Below are 20,881 nucleotides of genomic sequence, written 5' to 3'. Positions count from 1 at the left end.
CGGTGTCGGACGGCTGCCGTGGTGACTGGCAACCACGGCAGCCGAAGGGGGCCCGGCGACGGCCCGGAACGTGCCGCGTGGCGACTGCACTGGGGGCGCGCTCAGCGCTCTACCGGCCGGAGGAACGTCACCGCGATCCCGGAGAGGACGGCCAACGCCGCCCCGAGCAGGAAGGAGGCCGACCAGCCGATGACGAGCACCAGCGCGCTGGCGACGGTGCCGCCGAACACCCCGCCGAACAGTTTGGCCGTGTACAGCGCCGCATAGTTCTCCGAGGAGTAGCGCCGGCCGTAGTAGTCCGCGACGAGGTTCGGGAACACGGCGAACATCGGCGTGCGGAAGAACGCCGCGGCGCCGACGAGGGCGACGAAGCCGGTCGCGATCCCCTGCGCGCCGAGCGCGACCGCGCCGGCCAGCGAGAGCCCACAGAGAACGAGCGAGGCGGCCACGGTGCGGCGGCGACCCAGCCGGTCCGAGAGGCTGCCGCCGATCACGACGCCGCCGGCCTCCGACAGCGCGACGGCGGACGCACTCGCCGTGGCGGCCGCCGCCGGGAGCGACAGCGCCGAGGCGAAGGAGACGATCTTCCCGATGATCATCAGCCCCACGCCGTTGGTGGCGGCGAACACGACGTACAGCAGCCAGAACTGCCACGTTCGAACCGACTCTCGCCAGGTCCACGCCCGCTCGTCGAGCGCCGCCGCGGTCGAGTCGGCAGTGTCCGACGTCCGTGGCGGGTCCCGCAGCACCACCGCCGCCAGCACGGCGCCGCCGCCGGCGACTGCCGCGAGCACGAACATCGTCCCCTCGAACGCCTCGCCGACGTTGCCCCGGATCGTCGGGATCGCCAGGAAGCTGAACCCGCTAAACGACATCCCGACCACGCCGGTCGCGAGCCCGCGGCGGTCGTGGAACCACTTTACGGGCGTGTTGACGGCGACGGTGTAGACGGCGCTGACGCCGACGCCGCCGAGTGCATAACTCACCGCAGCGACGGGCAGGGAGTCAGCGAGCCCGACGCCGATGAACCCCCAGCCAGGCAGAGCGCCGCAGCGAGGAGCGGGATCCGGGGGCCGTACCGGTCGCGCACCCAGCCCGCGGGGAACTGCCCGAGCGTCTGGAAGACGACGAACAGGGTGAACACGGTGCCGAGCGCCGACTCCGGCGCCCCGAGCCGGCCGCCGAGGGGGAGCCGGATCGACGACCAGCCGAACTGGTACACCCCCGCCGCGCCGAGCGCCACGGCCGCGGTCGCGACCAACTCCCAGCCCGAGAACCGGAGCTCGCTGCGGTCCATCGCGCGCAGTCAGGCCACCCGCGCCACCAGCTCCTCGGCCTGCTCCTGGGCGCGCTCCCGAATGGCCGCCGCGTCGAGCGTCTGGATCTCGCGCTCGGCCATCAGCACCTGCCCGTCGCAGACCGTGTGCCGCACGTCCTGCCCGGTGGTCGCGTACGCGAGGTGGCTCACCAAGTCGTGTTCGGGAGTCAAGTGGGCCGCGTCGAGGTCCACGACCGCGAGGTCGGCGTTGGCGCCTTCCTCGATCCGGCCGGAGTCGAAGCCGAGCGCGGCGGCCGAGCCCTCGGTGGCCATGCGGACTACCGCGCTCGCGGGGACCGCCGCGGCGTCGTCGGCGCCGAGTTTCCCCAGCATCGCGGCGTCGCGGATCTCGTCGAACATGTCGAGATCGTTGTTCGAGGCCGCGCCGTCGGTGCCGAGGCCGACCGTGACACCGGCGTCGAGGAGGTCGGCGACGGGGGCGATCCCGGAGGCGAGCTTGGCGTTCGAGGCGGGGCAGTGAACCGCCGTGGCGTCGCTGGCAGCGAGCCGCTCGATCTCCTCGTCGTCGACGTGGACGCAGTGGGCGAGGAAGTCGCCGTCCTCGAGGAGTCCGAGGTCCTCGGCGTACTCGAGCGGGCGGATCCCACGCTCGTCGACGATCGGGGCGACCTCGTCTTCGGTCTCGTTTGCGTGGATGTGGACCGGGACGTCGGCGTCGCGGGCGCGCTCGACCGCCTCGCGGAGCAGTTCCTCGTTCACGGTCGTCAGCGAGTGGGGCATCACCGCCGTGGCGATGCGGCCGCCGGCGAGCCCGTCGTACTGGGCGGCGAAGTTGACGCTCGTCTCCAGGTCCTCCCGGGCGTCCTCCTCGTCCTTCCCGACGGAGACGAAGCCGTGGCCCAGCAGCGCGCGCAGCCCCGAGGCTTCGACGACACCGGCGACGTGGGGCTCCTCGAAGTACATGTCCGCGAAGCCGACCGTGCCGGTGCGGATCATCTCCACCGCGGCGAGCTCCGTGCCGATCCGGATGTCCTCGGCGGTGAGTTCGGCCTCGACGGGCCAGATGTCCTCCTGGAGCCACGCGTCCAGCGGCTTGTCGTCGGCGTAGCCCCGGAGCAGCGTCATCGCGGCGTGGCCGTGGGCGTTGATCAGGCCCGGGACGACGAGGCCGCCCGCGGCGTCGAGGGTCTCCTCGGCCGTCGCCTCGATCTCGGCGGGGTCGGCGACGCGCTCGATGGTGCCGGTCGACTGGTCGATCAGCACGTCCGACGCGGTGATAGAGTGGTCGGGGTGGAGCACGCGACCGTTCGTGACGTGGAGCGTGGGCATGCCGGATCGGTCGACCGCGAGGGGTGTTAAGCCGTCGTTCTGCGCCCGCGAAACGCCCGCGACTCCGACGCCTACACCGGCGCCGACCCGAGCAGCGCGAGCAGGCTGAACAGGACCGCGCCGAGGATGACGCTCACCACGAAGTGGATGACGACGACGCCGACCAGCAGCCGGCGGTCGAGGTCGTGGAGCTGGCGGAACGCCAGGCCGTCGACGGCCAGCGCGGCCCCGAGGGCGAGAAACGGCGAGAACTCGAACGTCGCCGCGAGGAACGCGATGGCGGCGATCGGCGGGCCGACGACCGCGTGCCGGCGGAGCGACACGTCACCCAGCAGGTTCCGGGCGGCGATAAACGCGGTGAGGGAGAGGAACGCAGCGAACAGCACGTACGTCGTGAGGATCGACACCGTCGTCGACTGCAACGGCACTGGCAGGACGGCGAAGGTGTGGACGGCGCCCAAGGAGAGTGACACGGACACGGCTCCTCAGCCGAGCAGGCCGAGTTCGTCCAGTCGGTCGGTGATCACGTCGACGGCCGCGGCGGCGTCAGCCGGCTCCTTCCCGCCGGTGATGACGAGCTTGCCCGAGCCGAACAGCAGCGCGACCACGTCCGGCTCTTCCAGCCGATAAACGAGCCCCGGGAACTGCTCCGGTTCGTACTCGATGCTCTCTAACCCCAGCCCGATCGCGATCGCGTTGAGGTTGAGACTCTCGCCGAGATCGGCGCTGGTGACGATGTTCTGGACCGTGATCTCGGGGTCGTCCTCGATCGGGATACTGAGGTCTCGCAGCTTCTCGAACACGATGTGGAGACTCTCGTGGACGTCGTCGGTCGACTTCGCGCCGGTGCAGACGATCTTGCCCGAGCGGAAGATCAGCGCGGCGGATTTGGGCTCCTGCGTGCGGTAGACGAGGCCGGGGAACTGCTCGGGGTCGTAGTCGGCCCCTTCCAGATCCATGGCGACGCTCTGGAGGTCGAGCTCCTGGCCGATACCCGTCGAGGCAACGACATTCTCGATGGTGATCGTCTCCTTGGGATCGGTCATCGCTTTAAGGGTCGGCGGTGAGGTTTAAATAGGTTGGTGGGACCGACAGGCCGGATCCGCCGGCAGTGAGTGGGAGACGGGAGCGGAGCGGTAGCCTCTTTCCGACCCCGCACCCACACCCTGGCGTGTACTGCCTCGAACTCGCCGGCGAGGACGACGCCTTCGCGGCCAGGGAGGCCGACGCCGCGGCCGCCGGCGTCGAACGGCTCGCGCCCGGGCTGGCCCGCGCGGGCCACGTCGACCGGGATCGGCTCCGCGGGCTCGCCTACACCCACGCCGCCGACGAGCTGCTCGCGACGGCGGCGGCAAGCGTCGACGCCGCCGCGATCGCCCTCGAGGCGGCCGCCATCGACCGCGAGGGGACCGTCGCCGTCCGGGCTCGCGACGTGCGCGGGCTGACGGGCGTGAGCACGCGCGACGCCGAGCGCCGACTCGGCGGCGTGTTGGTCGATCGCGGGTTCGAGGTCGACCTCGACGATCCGGACCACGAGCTCCGGGTGCTGTTCTCCGCCGACGACGGCCTGGCGGACCCGGACAGCGACGCTGCGGCCGCCCAGCAGGGGCAGATCCCCCGAGCGAGGGGGTCTGCGTGCTGGGCTGGCTCGACTGCGAGTCCGAGCGCGACTTCGGCGAGCGCCAGCCGACCGATCGGCCGTTCTTCCAGCCGGGGAGCATGGCGCCGATGGACGCCCGTGCGCTGGCGAACATCGCCGGCGCGGCGCCCGGGCGGCGGATTCTGGACCCGATGTGCGGGACCGGCGGCACGCTGCTCGAGGCCGGCCTCGTCGGCGCCGACGTGGTCGGCACCGACGCCCAGTGGAAGATGGTCCGCGGGACGAAGGAGAACCTCGACGCGCTGCTGCCCGAGGACCGCGCGGCTGCCGTCGCCCGGGCGGACGCGACCCGCCTGCCGCTCCGGGACGGTAGCGTCGACGGCGTCGTCTTCGACGCGCCGTACGGCCGGCAGTCGAAGATCGCGACCCACCGGCTGGCGGATCTGGTCGAGGGGGCGCTCGCCGAGGTCGCCCGCGTCAGCGGCGCCGACGCGACCTGTGTGTTGATGGCCGACCGCGACTGGCACGACGCGGTCGCGGCGACCGACTGGCGCGTCACGGACCGCTTCGAGCGCCGGGTTCACCGGTCGCTCACGCGGCACGTCCACGTGCTCGAGAAGTCGCGCTGAGGGCCGCCGCGCGCCGGCTACTCGGCGGGGTCGACGGCCACGACGGTCTCCCCGGCGGTCACGTCCCCCCTTCTTCACGCGCAGATCCGCGTGCTCGACGCGCTCGGGGAGGAGCACGTCCGCGCGGCTGCCGAAGCTGATGTGGCCGAGCTTGTCGCCGCGAGCCAGGTCGTCGCCGGCCTCGACGTAGGGGTGGATCCGCCGCGCGAACCAGCCGGCGATCAGCGACAGTTCGAACTCGCCGCAGTCGACGTCGACGCGCTCGTTCCGGTCGGAGTCCTTCGAGAACGCGGGCTTGTTCGCGCCGGGGCGGTGGGTGACCGAGTCGACGGTTCCCCCTGCCGGCGCGCGGTTGACGTGCACGTCGGTGACGTTCATGAACACGCCGACGCGGATACGGCCCTCCTCCTCGCGGACGACCGAGACGCTGCCGTCGGCGGGGGCGACGAAGCCGGATGCGGGCGGCTGGCGCTCGGGATCGCGGTGGAACAATATCGCCGCCACCCCCAGCGCGACCAACGAGAGCCCGATCGGGCCCGACACCGGCGTCAGAGCGCCCCCTGCGAGCAGCGGCGGGAGCCCGTAGCGCAGCGCCCCGGGGGCGAGCCCCCGGACCATTCAGGCCGCCCCCGGAGCTGCTCGTGGCCGGCGGCCCACGCACTCAGCAGGTGGGTGAGATGGATCTTGTCGTCCGACCCTTCGGTGAGGTCGAGGTCGGCCTCGCCCGCGAGCCGGTGGAGGCGCGCGAGCGTCTCCCCCGAGTAGTCGCTGCGGGCCACGCGCAGGAGCTCTTGGAGGAGCTCCTCGCCGTCGTACCCCTCGTCGAGCAGGTCGTCGACCGTCGAGCGCGCCGTCGAGAAGTCGCCCTCCGAGGCGGCCCGGAGCGCCGCCGAGAGCTCGTCGTCGTGGCCCACGTCGTCGAGCACCTCGTAGGCCGCCCCCATCGTTACCTCGTCGTGCTGGGCGGCGGTCGTCTGGGCGCCGAGGACGGCCGTCCGCAGGTCGCCGTCGGCGTAGCCCGCGATGAACTCCAGGCCGTCGGCGTCGTACTCCACCGCCTCGGCATCGAGGATTCCCGCGAGCACGACCTCGATCTCGTCGTGGGTCGGCGCCCGGACGGGCACCGGGAAACAGCGCGACCGGATCGGCGCGATCAGCTTCGAGGGCTGGCGGGTGGCGATCACGAACTGCGTAGTGCGGTGGTGTTGCTCCATCACGCGGCGCAGCGCCTGCTGGAAGTCCTCCCGGATCGCTTCGGCGTTGTCGAGCAGGATCGTCTTGAACTCGCCCGAGACCGGCGCGTAGCTCGCGGACTCCTTGAGCACGCGGTTGATCATGTCCCGCTTGGCCATCCGGCTCCGACCCTCGAGGAACTGCGCGAACCGGGGGTCCTCCCGGATCTCCTTCTTGGTGCGGTCGAAGAAGTCCGCGACGTTGATCTCCACGAGGTCGTTGTCGTAGTCCTCGTGGGCCTCGCGGGCCAGCGCCCGCGCGGCGGCGGTCTTGCCCGCCCCCGGCGGTCCCTGGACGACGAGGTTCATCGGCTCGTCGACGGCCCGGCGCAGTCGCTCCCGGGTCTCTTCCTGCGGGAGGTCCGCGATCGCGGGCGCGTAGCGCTCGGTCCAGAGCGGTTCGTCCATTAGGAAAACGTAGCGACGCGGGCGGTAAGAAGGTCGCGGTCCCGGGGTTCCGCGGCGGCGCATACGGAGTCGACAGCGGTAAACCCGCGCCGGAACCACTCTCGCCCATGACGCTCCGGGCCACGTTCCTCGGCACCAGCGGCGCCGTCCCCACGACGCGGCGCGCGCCCAGCGCGGTGATGGTGCACCGCGAGGGCGAGCGGTTCCTCTTCGACTGCGGCGAGGGGACCCAGCGCCAGATGATGCGGTTCAACACGGGGTTCGACGTGAGCCACGTCTTCCTCACCCATCTCCACGGCGATCACGTGCTCGGCCTCCCCGGCCTGCTCCAGACCTGGGACTTCCAGGATCGGACCGACTCACTCGCGATCCACTGCCCGCCCGGCTCCCGGCGGCAGCTCCAGGACCTGATCACCGCCGGCGGCCACGACACGGCGTTCCCGGTTCGGATCCACGAGGTCACGCCGGGCACCGTCGCACTCGAGGGCGAGGCGTTCGAGATCCGCGCGTTCGAGACCGAACACCGCACCACCTCACAGGGGTACGCGCTGATCGAGGACGACCGCAAAGGGCGCTTCATGCGGGAGAAAGCCGAGAAGGAGCTGGAGATCCCCCCGGGCCGGCGTACGGGAAGCTCCACGCCGGCGAGTCGGTCGAACTCGACGACGGCCGGGTTATCGAGCCCAACCAGGTCGTCGGCGACCCGCGGCCCGGCCGCTCGCTGGTGTACACCGGCGACACCCGACCCGTCGACGCGACCGTCGAGATCGCCGAGGAGCCGGACCTGCTGATCCACGACGCGACGTTCGACGACGAGATGGCCGGCCGGGCGCGCTCGACCGGCCACGCCACGGCCCGGGAGGCCGGAAAGATCGCCGAACGGGCGGGGGCGAAACGGCTCGCGCTGACCCACATCTCCTCGCGCTATCCCGGCGACGCTCGTGGGCACCAGCGCGAGGCAGCGGGGGTGTTCGACGGCGAGTGCTTCGTCGCCGAGGACGGCCAGACCGTCGAGATCCCGTTCCCCGACGACGAATAGCCGGTCGCCACTGGCGTCGGATATTTAGCCGGCAAGCGCCAATCCAGGCTGTGAACGCCCCGAGCCCCACCGACGGGCCGGTGTTCGGCGTCGACATCCAGAGCGGCGACATCCGCGGGGATTCGCCCACCTACGCCCTCGTGATCCTCCGCCCCGACGAGGAGCGGCTGGACCGCGACGCCGTCTCGCGCCGGAAGCTCCGCCGGCTGATCGAGCAGGCGGAGCCGACCCGGCTGGCCGTCGACAACATGTACGAACTCGCGGCCGACAAGAACGCGCTCGTCGGCTTCCTCCGGGCGCTCCCGGCCGGTACCGAGCTCGTGCAGGTGACCGGCGCGAACCGGCCCGAACCCCTCTCCCGGGTCGCCTCGCGCCACGGGGTGCCGTACGGGAAGAAACCGATGCAGGAGGCCGAGGCGGCGGCACGGCTGGCCCACCGGAACGTCGGCCAGCGCGTCACCGCCTTCAGCGACACGACCACCGTGAAAGTCGCCCGCGGCCGCTCGACGGGCGGGGGTGGCGGCTGGAGCGAGGACCGGTTCACCCGCCGCATCCACGGGAACGTCCGGAAGGCCGCGCGGGAGGTCGAGTCCGACCTCGACGACGCGGGGCTGGCGTACGAGAAGGACACGACGGAGAAGTACGGCGGGCTCTCGAACGCCGTCTTCACCGTCGAAGCCCGGCCCGAGGAGATCCCCGTCTCGGCGACCCGCAACGGCGACGTACGCATCGAGATCGAGCGCGAGCGCCGCGACGGCATCGAGTTCGAACCGCTCGTGAAGCGGCGCGATCACGTGATCGTCGGCATCGACCCCGGGACGACCACCGCCGCCGCCGTCGTCGGCATCGACGGCACCGTCCACGACCTCTACTCCTCGCGGACCGGCGACACCGCGGAGCTCACGGAGTGGCTGATCGAGCGGGGGCGACCGATGCTGGTCGCCGCCGACGTGACGCCGATGCCCGAGACTGTCGAGAAGTTCCGGCGCAGCTTCGACGCCGCGGGCTGGCTCCCCGAAAGCGATCTGCCGGTCGACGAGAAGCTCCACCGCACGCGGGACCACGCCTACGACAACGACCACGAGCGCGACGCGCTCGCGGCGGCGCTGTACGCCGTCGACGACCACATGGACCAGTTCGAGCGCATCGCCCAGAAAGTCCCCCCGCAGTTCGATCGCGAGGAGGTCATCGCCCGCGTGGTCTCCGGCGAGGAGTCCGTCGAGGCGGTGCTGCGTGATCTGGGCGACGACGACGGGAGCGAGGCCGAGGAGGACGAACACGAGGAGCGCGAACTCACCGAGACCGAACAGCGCGTCCGCGACCTCGAGACGCAGGTCGAGCGCCTCAAAGACCACACCGAGGAGCTGGAGGCGCAGCTCGAAGAGAAGGAGAACAAGATCCGGGAGTACGAGCGCGAGCTCAGCGACGCCCGCAAGCAGGAGCGCCGTGAGGCCCGCGAGCGCCGGGAAGTCAACCGACTCGAACGCCGCGCGGAACGCCTCGAACGGGAGCGCGACGAGGCGATCGCGGAGAACGAGGCGCTCCACGAGAAGCTCGCCCGACTGAAGACGCTCTGGAAGATCGATCACTCCGACTTCAGCGACGTGGCGGGCGATCGCGATCTCGTGGCGGTGAAGACGATCCCGCAGTTCACCCGGGACGCGATCGAGCACGCCGACGAGGAGTTCGGGCTCGCCGCCGGCGACGTGATCTACCTCCGGGACGCCAGCGGCGCCGGCACGTCCACGGCCGAGCGGCTGGTCGAGACGGAGCCGCGGCTCGTGCTGAAAAACGGGAACCTCTCGACTGAGGCCGACGCGGTGCTGTTCGACCACGAGATCCCCGTCGCGCCCGCCGAGCCCGTGACGATCCAGGAGATCGACGAACTCGCCGTGGCCCGCGAGAGCGAGGTCGAGGACGCCATCGACGACTGGGAGGAGCGCGCCGAGCAGCGCCGGCGCGAGCAGACCGAGAGCATGATGGATCGCGTGATCTCGGAACACCGGGCCGACGAGCGACTGGAGGACCGCGGGACGTAGCTCTCAGGCACCCGCCTCACTCCCCGGCTCGCTCCCTGACAGCGATCTCTCCCGTGAGCGACTGTGCCGACGGCGGCGCGATGGTGATCCCCGCCTCGTCGAAGCGCCGTTTCACCCGCCGGCGGAAGTCCGAGCGAACGGTCACGATGTCGGCATCCACCGGGTCGCCGATCCAGAACTCCGCCTGGACCGTGATGGCGTTCTCCCCGAGGTCGAGGACGCGCGTGGTCGGCAACGGGTCGTCGAGGACGGCATCGTCTTCCTCGATGGTCTGTCGAAGCTCCAGCAGCGCCCGCTCGGTGTCCTCGCCGTAGGCGACGTACACCTGTTCGGTGATGCGGTAGCGCTCCCGGCCGTAGGGGCGAGTGAGCGCGTTCGTGGTGAGCTCGGTGTTGGGAACCGAGACAGTCTCGTTGTCGCGTGTCCGGACGCGCGTGACGCGGAAGTCGACCGCCTCGACGGTTCCCTGCCCGCCGGGCCACTCGATCCAGTCGCCGACGTTGAAGTCGGGATCGGCGACGAGGAACATCCCGCTGATGAGCGAGCCGAACACCTGCTGGCCGGCGACCCCGAGGACGAACGTCAGCGCCGCGATGATGACCGCCGACTCCGAGAACACCCTGCCGTAGCCGGCGGCGATGACCCCGGTCAGCGTCGCAAAGGAGATCACGAGCACCCGGAGGTACGTCCGCGTCGCGGTCTCGATGGTGGGGTTGTTGCGGTTGCGCGACCTGACGACCCGGCTCACCCCGGGAACGACGACGGCGCGGCCGACGAGGTACACAACCGCGAACCCGACGCTGAACCAGAACAGCTCCGACAGGATCTGGTCGTACGCCGAGACCACCTCACGCAGCCAGTTCGGCGGCAGGAGTTGGGCGATCATAGTCGGTGTTGGGCCGGCGATCCGAAAAATCCCGACCGCCGAGCGAGCGTCGACGCGCGGGGACCGCTCACACGCATCCAGAAGGCCTAACCTCCCGCTCCGAAATCCACCAGTATGGACGCACACGACCTGATCACCCGCAACGCCGCGGAGGTCGTCACCGAGGAGGAAGTCAAGGAGCTGGCAGCCGACCCCGAGGGCAAGCGCGCCTACGTCGGCTACGAGCCTTCGGGCGTCCTCCACATCGGCCACATGCTGGGCGCGAACAAGCTCATCGACCTGCAGGAGGCGGGGATGGAGGTCGTGGTCCTGCTCGCGGACGTGCACGCCTACCTCAACGGGAAAGGGACGTTCGAGGAGATCCGCGAGACGGCGACCCGGATGCAGGAGCAGTTCGTCGCCTACGGGCTCGACGAGGAGAACACCGAGTTCCGGCTCGGCTCGGAGTTCCAGTTCGACGAGGAGTACGTGCTGGACCTCCACGCGCTCGAACTGGAGACCACGCTCTCCCGGGCGGAGCGCGCGATGAGCGAGATCGGCTCCGGCGACTCGGTGACGGTCTCACAGGCCGTCTACCCGCTGATGCAGGCGCTGGACATCGAGTACCTCGACATCGACCTCGCGATCGGCGGGATGGAGCAGCGCAAGGTCCACATGCTCGCCCGCGACACGCTCCCGAGCATCGACTACGAGTCGCCGACCTGCCTGCACACGCCGCTGATCTCCGAACTCTCGACGGGGATCGGGAAGATGTCCAGCAGCTCCGGCGTCACCATCTCGATGGAGGACTCCACCGCGGAGATCGAGGAGAAGGTCAACGGCGCGTTCTGCCCGGCCGGCGAGGTCGACCCCGAACCGACCGACGACGGCGAGGAGCGCAACAATCCAGTCCTCGAAATCTTCGAGTACCACGTGTTCCCGCGCTTCGACGAAGTGGTCGTCGAGCGCCCCGAGGAGTACGGCGGCGACCTGGAGTACGACAGCTACGACGAACTGGAGGCGGACTTCGCGTCGGGTGAACTCCACCCCGCCGACGCGAAGCCGACGCTGGCGCGGTACTTGGACAAGCTCGTGGAGCCCGGGCGGGAGAAACTTCGCGAGCAGCGAGGCGGGGAAACGCGAACGAAGTGAGCGGCAAACCGCCTCGCTACGCGAACGCTGAGCGGAGCGAGGCGTGAGCAGCGGGTATAGCCAGCCACGGCGCGTGACCGGCGGCCGACTTCGAGTCGGCCGCCCGGAGCCGATGCCGTGGCTGTGCGTGAGCGACCCCGCTACGACGGCGTCGTCGTGACGTGCTGACACCGGGTCCCTAACGCCACCGTGGTTTTCTCGTCCCGCCCACCGCGGAGCCGGACCTCGATGCCGGCCCAGTTCTCGCCGTCGCAGTCGGTCATCGGCCAGTCGCGCTCGAACTCGGTCCCGTTGACGGTCACGAACACGGTTTCGGGCTGGCTCGATTCCGGGAACGGGACGTTCTCGGCGGCCTCGTTCTCGGCGTCGAAGGTCGCAGTCCGCTCGAACACGGTCTCGCCGGCGTCGTTCTCGATCCGCACGGTCACCTCGCGGGTGACCTCGGAGTCGACGTTGTAGACGGTGACCGTGTGGGCCGGTTCGGTGCTGTCGAGGGCGCTACAGCCGGCGGTTGCGAGACCGAGCGTCACGAGGAGGGCACGGCGCTGCATGGCCCGGAAGGTGTGGCCGGCGCGAAGTAAAGCACGCTAATAGCGCTATATAGACGCGTCAGACCATCCCGAACTGCCGCATCACGTTGCCGACCAGCGCGCGGACTACCAGCGCCAGCCCCGCGAGCACGAACGCGAGGCCCGCGGCGACGATCGGCGCCTGCCACGCGATCAGTGCGATCCCGCCGAGCGCGAGCAGCAGGCCGACGACGCCGCCGATGCCGAGTCGATCGTACATGCCCCCGACTCCGGGGGTGTAGTAAAAACGACGGCGGTCCCATTTTTCGTGAGAAGAGGGGAGCACGAGCGATCGCGGTTCGATCACGCGCCCGGTCCGGAATCCCACAGCGCTTAACCACCCCAACGTCCAAGTCGACGCTGATGAGCAACGACGACCTCCCCGAGGGGATCCGGGCCCCGAGGACGACGAGCTGTTCGCCGAGGTAGTCGAGATGCTCGGCGCGAATCGGGTCACCGTCCGGTGTGCCGACGGGGAAGAGCGAACCGCCCGCATCCCGGGTCGGATGCGCAAGCGCGACTGGATCCGTGAGGGCGATCTCGTGCTCGTGAGCCCGTGGGACTGGCAGGACGAAAAGGCCGACATCGAACACCGCTACGAGAACCGCGAGGCCGAGCAGTTACGGGAGGGCGGATACGTCTCCGGTCAGGTCTGACCGGCCGGCGACGCCGGCGCCGAGACGGGGGCGTTCCCGGTTACTCGCCGTCGTCGGTCACTCTCGATGGTCGGCGTGGGCGGTTTCGGCTTGCACGATCACGGCATGGGTTCGTCGGCGACGACACGGCGGTCGTCGTAGCTCACGCGCCGTGATCGGCGTGGGCGGTTTCGACTTGCACGCTCACGGCATGAGTTCGTCGGCGACGACACGGCGGTCGTCGCAGCTCACGCGCCGTGATCGGCGCGGACCACCCTTTTACGCGGCGACGCCCAACCCCGAGTGAATGAGCGAGGACTACGGCTTCGTCGACGAGGAGATGGCGGAGCCCGGCGACGAGTTCGAGGAGATCGAGCTCGCCGACACCGAGACCGACAGCACCGCCCGCCAGCAGGACCGGGAGTTCGACGAGTTCCGCAAGCGGCTGAAGAACGTCGAACGACTCAAAGTCGAACAGGGGGCGTTCGACGACGCCACGCTGGGTGCGCTGTACAAGCTCGTCCAGGACGGCCACGTCGGCGCCTTCGGCGGCCCGCTGTCGACGGGGAAGGAGGCCAACGTGTACGAGGCCCGCGGCGAGTCGGGCAACGTCGCGGTCAAGATCTATCGCATCAACGCCTCCGACTTCCGGCACATGCGGGAGTACCTCGCCGGCGACCCGCGGTTCGAGGGGCTCGAAGACAACAAGAAGGCGACCGTGCTCGCCTGGACCCGCAAGGAGTTCGCGAACCTCAAGCGCGCCCAGAAAGCCGGCGTTCGCGTGCCCGAACCCATCGCCGTCCAGCGGAACGTGCTGGTGATGGAGCTGGTCGGGCAGGCCGACGAGCGCCGCGCGCCGCGGCTGGCGGAGGTGAACGTCGAGAACCCCCAGCAGGCCTACGAGGTCGTACGGGAGTACATGCGCCGGCTCTACGCCGCCGGCCTCGTCCACGGCGACCTCTCGGAGTACAACATGATCGTCCACGAGGGCGAACTGGTCATCATCGACATGGGCCAGGCGGTCACCGTCCACCACCCCAACTCCGGGGAGTTCCTCACGCGGGACTGTGAGAACGTGGCCGCCTTCTTCTCGCGGCAGGGCATCGACGTGACCGGCGACGAACTCGAAGCGTACGTCACCGAGGCCGAGCCGGCCACCGACGCGGAGTCCTAGCGCTCGAAGGTCGGATCCGCGAGCGTCGCGATCCGCTCGCGCTCCGCGGCGTCGAGACGCAGCCGCCCGGCGTGGCGGTTCGCGACGAGGTGTTCGGGGTCGTTCGAGGACGGGATCGGGACGACGCCCTCGGTGACGTTCCAGGCGACGACGACCTCGGCGGGTGAACAGCCGCGCTCGGCCGCGATCTCCTGGAGGGCCGGTTCCGACAGCAGCCCCGGCGCCGACAGCGGCGAGTGGGCCAGCACCCGGATCCCGCGCTCGTGGCAGAACTCGACCAGTTCGGTCCGCGGCTGGTAGGGGTGTCGCTCGACCTGAACGATCGCCGGCCGGACGCGCGCGGCGGCGAGCACCGTTTCTAGCTGCTCGCGGTCGACGTTAGAGAGCCCGAGCGTGCGGGCCAACCCCTGTTCCTGGACCGCTTCGAGGTTGCGCCACGACTCGGCGAGCGACAGGTCGGCGGTCGCCCGACCCCCGTCCTCGTCCTCGGGGAACGTCAGCGCCTCGGCCTCGGCGGTCGGTTTCTCGGCCAGCCGGTCGAGCGGCCCCTGGTACGCCCAGGAGTCGGGCCAGTGGAGCATGTAGCAGTCGAACGCGTCGACGCCCAGTTCGTCGAGGCTGCCCGTACAGGCCTCGACAGCGTGGCCGTGGTTGGTGTTCCAGACCTTCCCGACGAGGAACAACGCCTCCCGGTCGGGCGCCCCGGGCGCGGCGAGCAGGTCGCCGATGCGGTGTTCGTTGCCGTACAGTTCCGCGGAGTCGAGCAGCCGGTAGCCGGCGTCCAACGCCGTCGCGATGCTCTCGGCGCGGTCGACGTACTCGCCGTCGCGGTAGCGCGAGCAGCCGAACCCCACCGCGGGGAGCCTGATCGCGCTGTCGGCGGCGTCAGGGGGCGATCGCCGCCGGTCGGGATCCGGCCGGACGACCGGCGCGGGTGAGGGGGCAGCAGTCACGCCGTCGTCGCCGACCGAGACCGGCCCGGTGCCGGCCGCGGCTTCCTCGATCGCCCCACAGATCGCGACGACGTGAGCGCCCCGGCGGGCGGTCTCCCGGGGCCGCTGGCCGTCCGCGAGCGACGCCGCGAACCGCTCGACGCCGTCCAGATGCGTCGAGTCCCGGCCGGGCGTCCCCGGCGGCATCGGGGTGTACTCCCGACCGGCTCGGCCGAAGGAGACCGAGTCCCGCTCGGCAGCCATCGCGCCCGCGTCGTCGAGGTAGAGTGAGCCGTCGTCGCCGTGGAGTTCGATCCCGTAGAACTCCCGTGCCCGGTGGGGGACGTAGAAGCTGGCAGTCAGCCGCGCGGTCGGGCCGTCGGCGAACTCGATGGTCGCCTCGACGTGGCTCGCCGCCGTCGGCGCCTGCGCCTCGCGGCCGGGCCACGTGTCGAGCGCGTCGGCGACGCGCACCGCAGTCGCCGGGCCGAACCACGCGACCAGCAGCGAGAGCGGGTAGACCGCGCCGTCGTACAGCGGCCCCACGTCGAGGAAGGAGTCCGGACGGTCGTGCCACTCCGTCACCCGGCCGACGTGGGCGTGAGCCGTCGCCAGGCCGACGCGGCCCAGGCGGCCGTCGGCGAGCGCCCGGGCAGCGATTCGCTGGGGGTCGCAGTCCGGCGTGATCGGCGCACAGGCGAGGCCGAGCCCGGCGGCTTCGGCGCGGGCGAGCAACGCCCGAGCGGTGTCGGTATCGAGCGCGAGCGGTTTCTCGCTGTACACGTGGACGCCGGCGTCGAGGCACTGTCGCGTGACCGGCGCGTGCGCGGCGTGGCTCGTGAGGTTCACCGCGAGGTCGGCGCCGGACTCGGCGAGTGCGGTCCCCAGGTCCGTGAACGCGTCGCAGTCCCACGCCGTCGCGAACTCGGCGGCGCGGTCGGCGTCGAGATCGCAGACGCCGGCGAGCGTGAGGTCGCTGTCCGAAAGCGCCGCGGCGTACTGGTCGGCGACCGCCCCGGCGCCGACGAAGAGACAGTTCACGGCGGCCCCGAGGGGCCGTCGCCGCATAAACCCGGGTGGGAGCGGCAGTTCTCGGCAGGGGGCTGGGCCAGAGTCCAGCGCCCTATGCAGTCCCACGCCGGCGGTCGACGACGACGACCGCCGCGAGCGCGGCCCAGATCACGAGTTCGAGGAAGAACGACGGCGACCAGAGGTACTGCCGGGCGAACGAAAGCGGCGGGAGCGCCATCGGCATCGGCGGCACGGCCAGCGGCCAGACGAGAAACAGCGTGTCCGTCGGGCGCCCGTTCACGACGATGTGGAGCGCGTCGAGCAGCAGGTGCGAGCCCCAGCCGGCAGCCAGCGCGAGCCCCGACCGGCTGTAGTAGGCGACAGGAACCGCGAGGACGACCAGCAGCCCGGAGTGGCCGACCGTGTGGAACAGGTCGACGACGCCGAGGGTCGCCAGCGACTTGTCGACGGCGTCGGGCAGCGCCGCGCCGACGAGCAGCCACGCCGTCGACAGCCGGGACCGCCACCCGAGCAGGGCGGCGATCGCGAGGTGGGTCGGAAACAGCACGGCCGCGCGTAGGCGCTGTGGGCGTTTCTACGTTCCGTCGCCCCCAGTCGGGGGTGAGCGAGGGATGTGATTTATTACCACGGACTGGGACCTATCAGTATGAGCACTGCCACGAACGCGGACGCGGTCGATCTCGACGGACTCGAGTCGCTCCACTACCTCGGGATCGCCTTCGCCGTCGTCAGCGGGGTGATCCACCTCCTCCTCGGCGTGAACTTCGCCCCCGAGCCGATGGGGATGGCGTTCCTCTTCGCCGGCGTGGTGTTCCTGCTGGCGGTCGCGGGCGTCCTGCGGAACTACCGGCGACGGCTGCTCTACCAGCTAGGGATCCCGTTCACCGGCGGCCAGATCGTACTGTGGTACTACCTCAACTTCGCCGCCGGCGACAAGGCGTTCCCCGCCGACGTGGGCGGGCTCGGCGCCGTCGACAAGCTGGCGCAGGTTGCGCTGATCGTCGTGCTGGTGGCGCTCCTCCAGCGAGAGTGACTCAGGGCGCGTACAGCAGGTCGTACTGGTGGGCGACGTAGGTGAGCTTGCCCGCCGCGAGCTGCTCGCGACGCGTCGCGAGCCAGTCCGAGGCGCCGTCGACGCCCGCCCCGTCGAGCGCGTCGGCCACGAACTCGAGGATTCTGCCGAGGAAAAACGCCTCGTCGGCTGGGTACGCCCCGCCGATCGGCCTGACCAGCCAGTCCGAGGCGCCGGCGGCGAGCAGATCGCCGTCGGCGGCCCGGCAGCGGTCGAGGAGATGTCGCCCGGCGCGTGGGTCCCGCCCCGGTTCGGCGGCGATCCGGTCGTGGTACGCCGCCGCCACCCGGTCGTCGGCGGGGTGGTCGGGCTGGAACAGCGTCGCCCCGTCGAACGTGATCGGGAGGTAGGCGACGCCGTCCGGCCCGAGCGCCCGGTCCAGCGCGTCGAGCAGTTCGTCGAGCGGGACGAGATCCGCAAACGCCTGTGCGACGACGAGGTCGGCGTCGCCGTCGTCGACCGCGAGCGCGTCGCCGACGCGGAACGCGACGGTCGCGTCGCCGGCCCGGAACCCGTGTTCCCGCGGCGTGACCGCGCCGACCGCGGCCGCGAGGTCGTCGGCGCGCCGTTCCCGGGCGTCCTGGACGAGGTCGGGGTCCCGGTCGGTACCGCGGTAGTCGAAGCCGGTGACGCCCCACTCGATCAGTCGCGGGACGGTCACGCCGGTCCCGGCGGCGAACTCGACGATCTCGGGGGCGGCCGGGAGCTCGTCGAGCAGTCGATCCCGGACCCGCCGGTTCAGCGCGCGGTCGTCGACGCTGCGTTTCGCTTCCAGATACCGGACGTGGGCGTGCTCCATCGGTCAGAGCGACCGCTCGTAGCTGGCCCACGCGATGTCGTCCTCCCACATCCGGACAGTGAGCCGCTCGGGCGCCGGCGCGTCGAGGCCCGCGGCCAGCTCGTCGGCGAACACCCGGGCGAACCGTTCGACGCTGGGGTTCCCCTCGAACGCCGGCAGATCGTTGAGGAGTTCGTCGCGGTAGCGTGCGGTCAGGTCGGCGAGCGTCGCCTCGACGGCGTCGATGTCGACCAGATAGCCGTACTCGTTCAGTTCGGGGCCGGCGAAGCGAACCTCGACCTCGTACCGGTGGCTGTGGGGCGCACCCTCGACGGGACCCGGCTCGGGGACGGTGAGGTAGTGCTGTGCGACGAAGGTCTGCGAGACGGAGAGTTCGTACATGATCAGTCGTAGGTGAAGGCGGTGGTGAGCACCTCGTCGTCGGTGGTCAGCAGTTCGTACGCGTCCGCGGCGTCCGCGAAGGGGATCGTGTGGGTCACGAGCCGGCCGAGGTCGTGCTCCTGGACGAGGTCGATCGCGCGGGCCATGCGCCGGTCTTTCGTCCAGCGCCCGCGGTCGCTGGGGGCGATGGTGCTGACCTGGCTCGACCGGAGATCGACGCGCTCGCGGTGGAAGCGCCCCCCGAGGCCCAGCTCGACCGGCTTGGTGCCGTACCACGAGCCGACGACGATCCGACTGTCGTAGCCGACGGCGCCGATCGCGTCGTCCAGCGCCTCGGGGTTGCCGGACACCTCGATACAGCAGTCGACGCCGGGCGGGTTCTCCCACGTGGTGTGTCGGATCTCCTCCGGCGTCTTCGTGGCCGTCGCGCCGAACGCCGCTGCGAGCGCGCGCCGCTCGGCCACGGGGTCGACGACGGTCAGCGTCTCGAGCGGGAACGTCGAGAGCAGCGCCGTCGTCGCGAGCCCGATCGGGCCGGCGCCGAAGACGACCACGCGCTCGCCGACCCGGGGCGCGGCGTCGAGAACGAAGTTCACGGCCGTCTCGGCCGTCGGGAACAGCGTCGCCGTCGCGGGATCGACCGGCTCGGGCACCGGCTGCAGCTGCGCCGGCGGCACGGTGAAGTGGCTCTGGTGGGGGTTGAAGGCGAACACGAGCTCGCCGTCCCAGCCGTCGTCGACGTTCGCACCCGTCGCCGTCACGCGCCCGACGGCGGCGTAGCCGTACTTCACGGGGTAGCCGAACGTCCCCTCGAGCGTGTCGATCGTGTCGTCGACAGCCATCTCCTGGGGCACGTCGCCCTCGTACACCAGCAGCTCCGTCCCGGGGCTGACCCCGGAGACGACCGTCTCGACGAGCACCTCGTCGGCGTCGGGCGTTGGCCGGGGCGCTTCGCGCACCGCCACCTCGCCGGGGCGCTCGAAGTAGAGCACCCGCGCGCCCTCAGTCATCCGTACTCGCCGGGGCGGCGGTCACCCACTCGCCGGTGTCGCGGCCTCGCTCCAGTGCGTGTTTGGCCCCCTGGCCCGCCGCGCGGGCGGTCTCGCCGCGGCCGACGCCGACCCGCATCTCCACGCCGGCGGCGTCGCGAACGCCGGCGAGCACGTCGTCGTACACGCCGTCGGGGAGGTCGGGACACACCGCGATCGCGTTGTCGCCGCCGACGAAGGCGGTGACGGCGCCGTGGTCGCGCATCCGGTCGCTCAGTTCCACGACGGCACGCTTGATGCGGCGCTCGGCGTCGAAGGCGTGCTCCCGATCGGTGTACTGCTCGGTCGCGTCGACCACGTCGAAGTGCGCAACCGTGAGCGATCCGCCGGGGGCGTCGTCGCACGCGGTCGCCAGCCGCTCGGTTCGGGTGGCGTCCTGTGCGCTACCGGTCGACTGCAGCGCCTCGGTCGCCGCGCCGAGCGCGTCGACGGGGGTAGGGCCGGTGCCGACGCCGACGCTGGCCGTGACCGGGTAGTGGTTCCGAACGAGCTCCTGAAACCGGCGGTGTTCTTCGGGAGAGATCCGGTTCGACACCGCGATCATGTTGTCGTACCGGCTCGGGAACACGTAGCCGTCGCGGCTCCCGACGAAGTCCGCGAGGTCGGCGTAGAGACGCGACTGCAGCGCCTGGAGTGAGGGCTCCGAACGGGGCTCGGGCGTGACCGTCCACGGCCCGTAATCGTCCAGTTGGACGAGCGAGAACTGTACGACGGCATCGTCGGGGCGTGTCACAGAGTCACATCGGTTCGGGGCGAAATCAGTCTTCCGACGGCGACATCGTCACCGTGAGCCAGTCCCGGGCAAACAGGGCGAGTGAGGGCAGCAGCGCCGCCGGCGCGACCGCCCGGAGCAGCGGCGTCGGCGCCGGGGGAGGAGGGCGACGGTGAGAAAGCCCATCTGGAACGCCGCCAGCGGGCGCCGGAGTCGGCTGGGCGGGAGCGTCCCCACGCTGCCGCCGGCGCGGCGCCAGAGGAACAGCCCGCCGCGGTAGCAGTACCGCGCCGCCGACAGCGAGAGGTACCAGACCGGCAGGAGCTCCCACGCGACGGCGACGGCCGGCGCCACGACGAACCCGGTGGTGTCGACGGCCATGTCGAGTCGCTCGCCGAGTCGCGTCTCCGTTCCGACCGAGCGCGCGACGGCGCCGTCGAGGCCGTCGAGCAGCACCGCCGTCCCGTAGCCGATCGCCGGCAGCCACGCCAGCGCACCCCGGGCATCGACGACGACGAACCCCGCGACGGCCGCGATCAGCACGGCGCGGGCGAGCGTGATCGCGTTGGCGAGCCCGATCGACTCGGTCCGCGCGCCGTCGGCGGCCCGCAGCGTCCGCCGGTGTCGCCAGACGTAGCCGGCGACGGCGACCGTCAGCACGCCCGCCGTGACGAGCCACCGAACGGCGGCGGAGAAAGTCGAGACCGTCGCGAACAGCCAGTAGCCGAGAACCAGCAGACTCAACGCCCCAGCCGCGAGGAGTGCGCCCTCGACGGCGAGGCGACGGCCGACGACCCGGCCGGCGGCGTCGCGACTCATCGGCGTCCCCCGCGGTCACCGCCGGCCCGCCGACGGCGGAGACGACACGCGGGACAGCCCGGATCGGCCACCGGGGAGTGCATACGTGTCTCTGTCGTGAGCCATCGTACTAAATCCCGAAGTCACCGGAGGAGG

The 20,881-nt window shown here is 71.0% G+C and carries 20 protein-coding genes and 4 pseudogenes; 7 read left to right on the top strand and 17 right to left on the bottom strand.

What is annotated here, in order from left to right; all coding sequences use genetic code 11:
• Window positions 1-101 precede the first annotated feature (101 nt).
• The 5 genes from SY89_RS02845 to SY89_RS02830 form a co-directional block, all read right to left on the bottom strand.
• Window positions 102-986, bottom strand: a complete 885-nt coding sequence (locus SY89_RS02845) for an MFS transporter (protein WP_239685496.1) — start codon at window positions 984-986, stop codon at window positions 102-104.
• The gene (locus SY89_RS18055) at window positions 983-1,297 is read right to left on the bottom strand and encodes a hypothetical protein (protein ID WP_239685495.1); all 315 of its coding nucleotides are present in this window, start codon (window positions 1,295-1,297) and stop codon (window positions 983-985) included. The genes SY89_RS02845 and SY89_RS18055 overlap by 4 nt, the downstream gene beginning before the upstream one ends.
• 9 nt (window positions 1,298-1,306) lie before the next feature.
• On the bottom strand, window positions 1,307-2,608 hold the full coding sequence (locus SY89_RS02840) for an amidohydrolase (RefSeq protein WP_054583070.1): 1,302 nt from the start codon (window positions 2,606-2,608) through the stop codon (window positions 1,307-1,309).
• Window positions 2,609-2,679: 71 nt separating this feature from the next.
• A complete protein-coding gene (locus tag SY89_RS02835; protein WP_321163882.1) occupies window positions 2,680-3,081 on the bottom strand; it encodes a DUF7473 family protein in 402 nt (133 codons plus the stop codon).
• 12 nt (window positions 3,082-3,093) lie between these two features.
• Window positions 3,094-3,654: a TATA-box-binding protein gene (locus tag SY89_RS02830; protein ID WP_054583069.1), complete on the bottom strand. Its 561-nt coding sequence runs from the start codon at window positions 3,652-3,654 to the stop codon at window positions 3,094-3,096.
• A 125-nt stretch (window positions 3,655-3,779) separates the two neighbouring features.
• Between SY89_RS02830 and SY89_RS02825 the strand changes: the two are divergent.
• Window positions 3,780-4,837 (top strand): annotated as a pseudogene (locus SY89_RS02825) (methyltransferase domain-containing protein).
• A 17-nt stretch (window positions 4,838-4,854) separates the two neighbouring features.
• Here the strand turns inward: SY89_RS02825 and SY89_RS15635 are convergent.
• Both SY89_RS15635 and SY89_RS02820 read right to left on the bottom strand, forming a co-directional pair.
• Window positions 4,855-5,455, bottom strand: a pseudogene (locus SY89_RS15635) (protein sorting system archaetidylserine decarboxylase).
• Entirely contained in the window at window positions 5,386-6,477 is a 1,092-nt protein-coding gene (locus SY89_RS02820; RefSeq protein WP_080506574.1) for an AAA family ATPase, read from the bottom strand. Before SY89_RS02820 ends, SY89_RS15635 begins: the two are co-directional and overlap by 70 nt.
• Window positions 6,478-6,584: 107 nt before the next feature.
• Between SY89_RS02820 and rnz the strand changes: the two are divergent.
• Together rnz and SY89_RS02810 are read left to right on the top strand one after the other, a co-directional pair.
• Window positions 6,585-7,516, top strand: a pseudogene (gene rnz, locus SY89_RS02815) (ribonuclease Z).
• Between the two features lie 50 nt (window positions 7,517-7,566).
• Window positions 7,567-9,555 (top strand): DUF460 domain-containing protein, encoded by a 1,989-nt coding sequence (locus SY89_RS02810; RefSeq protein ID WP_054583068.1) that lies wholly within the window; start codon window positions 7,567-7,569, stop codon window positions 9,553-9,555.
• Between the two features lie 16 nt (window positions 9,556-9,571).
• Here SY89_RS02810 and SY89_RS02805 read toward each other — a convergent pair whose 3' ends face one another.
• Complete coding sequence (locus SY89_RS02805; RefSeq protein WP_054583067.1) at window positions 9,572-10,441, bottom strand: mechanosensitive ion channel family protein; 870 nt, start codon at window positions 10,439-10,441, stop codon at window positions 9,572-9,574.
• Between the two features lie 114 nt (window positions 10,442-10,555).
• Between SY89_RS02805 and SY89_RS02800 the strand changes: the two genes are divergently transcribed.
• Window positions 10,556-11,572 (top strand): tyrosine--tRNA ligase, encoded by a 1,017-nt coding sequence (locus SY89_RS02800; protein ID WP_054583066.1) that lies wholly within the window; start codon window positions 10,556-10,558, stop codon window positions 11,570-11,572.
• Window positions 11,573-11,712: 140 nt separating this feature from the next.
• On the opposite strand, the gene SY89_RS02795 is transcribed toward SY89_RS02800, so the two are convergent.
• Both SY89_RS02795 and SY89_RS02790 read right to left on the bottom strand, forming a co-directional pair.
• The gene (locus SY89_RS02795) at window positions 11,713-12,123 is read right to left on the bottom strand and encodes a hypothetical protein (protein ID WP_054583065.1); all 411 of its coding nucleotides are present in this window, start codon (window positions 12,121-12,123) and stop codon (window positions 11,713-11,715) included.
• 58 nt (window positions 12,124-12,181) lie between these two features.
• The gene (locus SY89_RS02790) at window positions 12,182-12,361 is read right to left on the bottom strand and encodes a DUF7470 family protein (protein WP_054583064.1); all 180 of its coding nucleotides are present in this window, start codon (window positions 12,359-12,361) and stop codon (window positions 12,182-12,184) included.
• 178 nt (window positions 12,362-12,539) lie between these two features.
• Between SY89_RS02790 and eif1A the strand changes: the two are divergent.
• Both eif1A and rio1 read left to right on the top strand, forming a co-directional pair.
• Window positions 12,540-12,797: pseudogene (gene eif1A, locus SY89_RS16380) on the top strand (translation initiation factor eIF-1A); the annotation flags it as partial.
• A 286-nt stretch (window positions 12,798-13,083) separates the two neighbouring features.
• Window positions 13,084-13,950 carry a serine/threonine-protein kinase Rio1 gene (gene rio1 / locus SY89_RS02780; protein ID WP_054583062.1) on the top strand — a complete coding sequence of 289 codons (867 nt, stop codon included), beginning with the start codon at window positions 13,084-13,086 and terminating at the stop codon, window positions 13,948-13,950.
• Here the strand turns inward: rio1 and SY89_RS02775 are convergent.
• Window positions 13,947-15,923: an aldo/keto reductase gene (locus SY89_RS02775; RefSeq protein ID WP_054583061.1), complete on the bottom strand. Its 1,977-nt coding sequence runs from the start codon at window positions 15,921-15,923 to the stop codon at window positions 13,947-13,949. The genes rio1 and SY89_RS02775 overlap by 4 nt on opposite strands.
• 82 nt (window positions 15,924-16,005) lie before the next feature.
• Complete coding sequence (locus SY89_RS02770; RefSeq protein ID WP_054583060.1) at window positions 16,006-16,461, bottom strand: hypothetical protein; 456 nt, start codon at window positions 16,459-16,461, stop codon at window positions 16,006-16,008.
• Between the two features lie 99 nt (window positions 16,462-16,560).
• On the opposite strand from SY89_RS02770, the gene SY89_RS02765 reads away from it, so the two are divergent.
• Window positions 16,561-16,947, top strand: a complete 387-nt coding sequence (locus SY89_RS02765; RefSeq protein ID WP_054583059.1) for a hypothetical protein — start codon at window positions 16,561-16,563, stop codon at window positions 16,945-16,947.
• A gap of 1 nt (window position 16,948) precedes the next feature.
• Here the strand turns inward: SY89_RS02765 and SY89_RS02760 are convergent, their stop codons facing one another.
• Genes SY89_RS02760 through SY89_RS02740 form a run of 5 tightly spaced genes read right to left on the bottom strand, consistent with a single transcriptional unit; the run spans window position 16,949 to window position 20,746 of the window.
• A complete protein-coding gene (locus SY89_RS02760) occupies window positions 16,949-17,785 on the bottom strand; it encodes a methyltransferase domain-containing protein (protein ID WP_054583058.1) in 837 nt (278 codons plus the stop codon).
• A 3-nt stretch (window positions 17,786-17,788) separates the two neighbouring features.
• Window positions 17,789-18,166 (bottom strand): 6-pyruvoyl trahydropterin synthase family protein, encoded by a 378-nt coding sequence (locus tag SY89_RS02755; protein ID WP_054583057.1) that lies wholly within the window; start codon window positions 18,164-18,166, stop codon window positions 17,789-17,791.
• A gap of 2 nt (window positions 18,167-18,168) precedes the next feature.
• On the bottom strand, window positions 18,169-19,176 hold the full coding sequence (locus SY89_RS02750; protein ID WP_054583056.1) for a zinc-binding dehydrogenase: 1,008 nt from the start codon (window positions 19,174-19,176) through the stop codon (window positions 18,169-18,171).
• Window positions 19,169-19,948 carry a GTP cyclohydrolase IIa gene (locus SY89_RS02745; protein ID WP_054583055.1) on the bottom strand — a complete coding sequence of 260 codons (780 nt, stop codon included), beginning with the start codon at window positions 19,946-19,948 and terminating at the stop codon, window positions 19,169-19,171. Before SY89_RS02745 ends, SY89_RS02750 begins: the two co-directional genes overlap by 8 nt.
• Window positions 19,949-19,996: 48 nt before the next feature.
• Window positions 19,997-20,746 (bottom strand): CDP-alcohol phosphatidyltransferase family protein, encoded by a 750-nt coding sequence (locus SY89_RS02740; protein WP_239685494.1) that lies wholly within the window; start codon window positions 20,744-20,746, stop codon window positions 19,997-19,999.
• Window positions 20,747-20,881: the final 135 nt, after the last annotated feature.

This window comes from Halolamina pelagica (genome assembly GCF_001307315.1).
GTDB lineage: Archaea > Halobacteriota > Halobacteria > Halobacteriales > Haloferacaceae > Halolamina > Halolamina pelagica_B.
Note: the sequence above shows the minus strand (reverse complement) of the source record. Positions and strands in the feature narration are given on the sequence as shown.

Coding starts and splice junctions, on each gene's coding strand:
- SY89_RS18055 (WP_239685495.1), bottom strand. CDS start 1,297: ATGGACCGCAGCGAGCTCCGGTTCTCGGGCTGGGAGTTGGTCGCGACC.
- SY89_RS02840 (WP_054583070.1), bottom strand. CDS start 2,608: ATGCCCACGCTCCACGTCACGAACGGTCGCGTGCTCCACCCCGACCAC.
- SY89_RS02830 (WP_054583069.1), bottom strand. CDS start 3,654: ATGACCGATCCCAAGGAGACGATCACCATCGAGAATGTCGTTGCCTCG.
- SY89_RS02820 (WP_080506574.1), bottom strand. CDS start 6,477: ATGGACGAACCGCTCTGGACCGAGCGCTACGCGCCCGCGATCGCGGAC.
- SY89_RS02805 (WP_054583067.1), bottom strand. CDS start 10,441: ATGATCGCCCAACTCCTGCCGCCGAACTGGCTGCGTGAGGTGGTCTCG.
- SY89_RS02800 (WP_054583066.1), top strand. CDS start 10,556: ATGGACGCACACGACCTGATCACCCGCAACGCCGCGGAGGTCGTCACC.
- SY89_RS02795 (WP_054583065.1), bottom strand. CDS start 12,123: ATGCAGCGCCGTGCCCTCCTCGTGACGCTCGGTCTCGCAACCGCCGGC.
- SY89_RS02790 (WP_054583064.1), bottom strand. CDS start 12,361: ATGTACGATCGACTCGGCATCGGCGGCGTCGTCGGCCTGCTGCTCGCG.
- rio1 (WP_054583062.1), top strand. CDS start 13,084: ATGAGCGAGGACTACGGCTTCGTCGACGAGGAGATGGCGGAGCCCGGC.
- SY89_RS02765 (WP_054583059.1), top strand. CDS start 16,561: ATGAGCACTGCCACGAACGCGGACGCGGTCGATCTCGACGGACTCGAG.
- SY89_RS02760 (WP_054583058.1), bottom strand. CDS start 17,785: ATGGAGCACGCCCACGTCCGGTATCTGGAAGCGAAACGCAGCGTCGAC.
- SY89_RS02755 (WP_054583057.1), bottom strand. CDS start 18,166: ATGTACGAACTCTCCGTCTCGCAGACCTTCGTCGCACAGCACTACCTC.
- SY89_RS02750 (WP_054583056.1), bottom strand. CDS start 19,176: ATGACTGAGGGCGCGCGGGTGCTCTACTTCGAGCGCCCCGGCGAGGTG.
- SY89_RS02740 (WP_239685494.1), bottom strand. CDS start 20,746: ATGAGTCGCGACGCCGCCGGCCGGGTCGTCGGCCGTCGCCTCGCCGTC.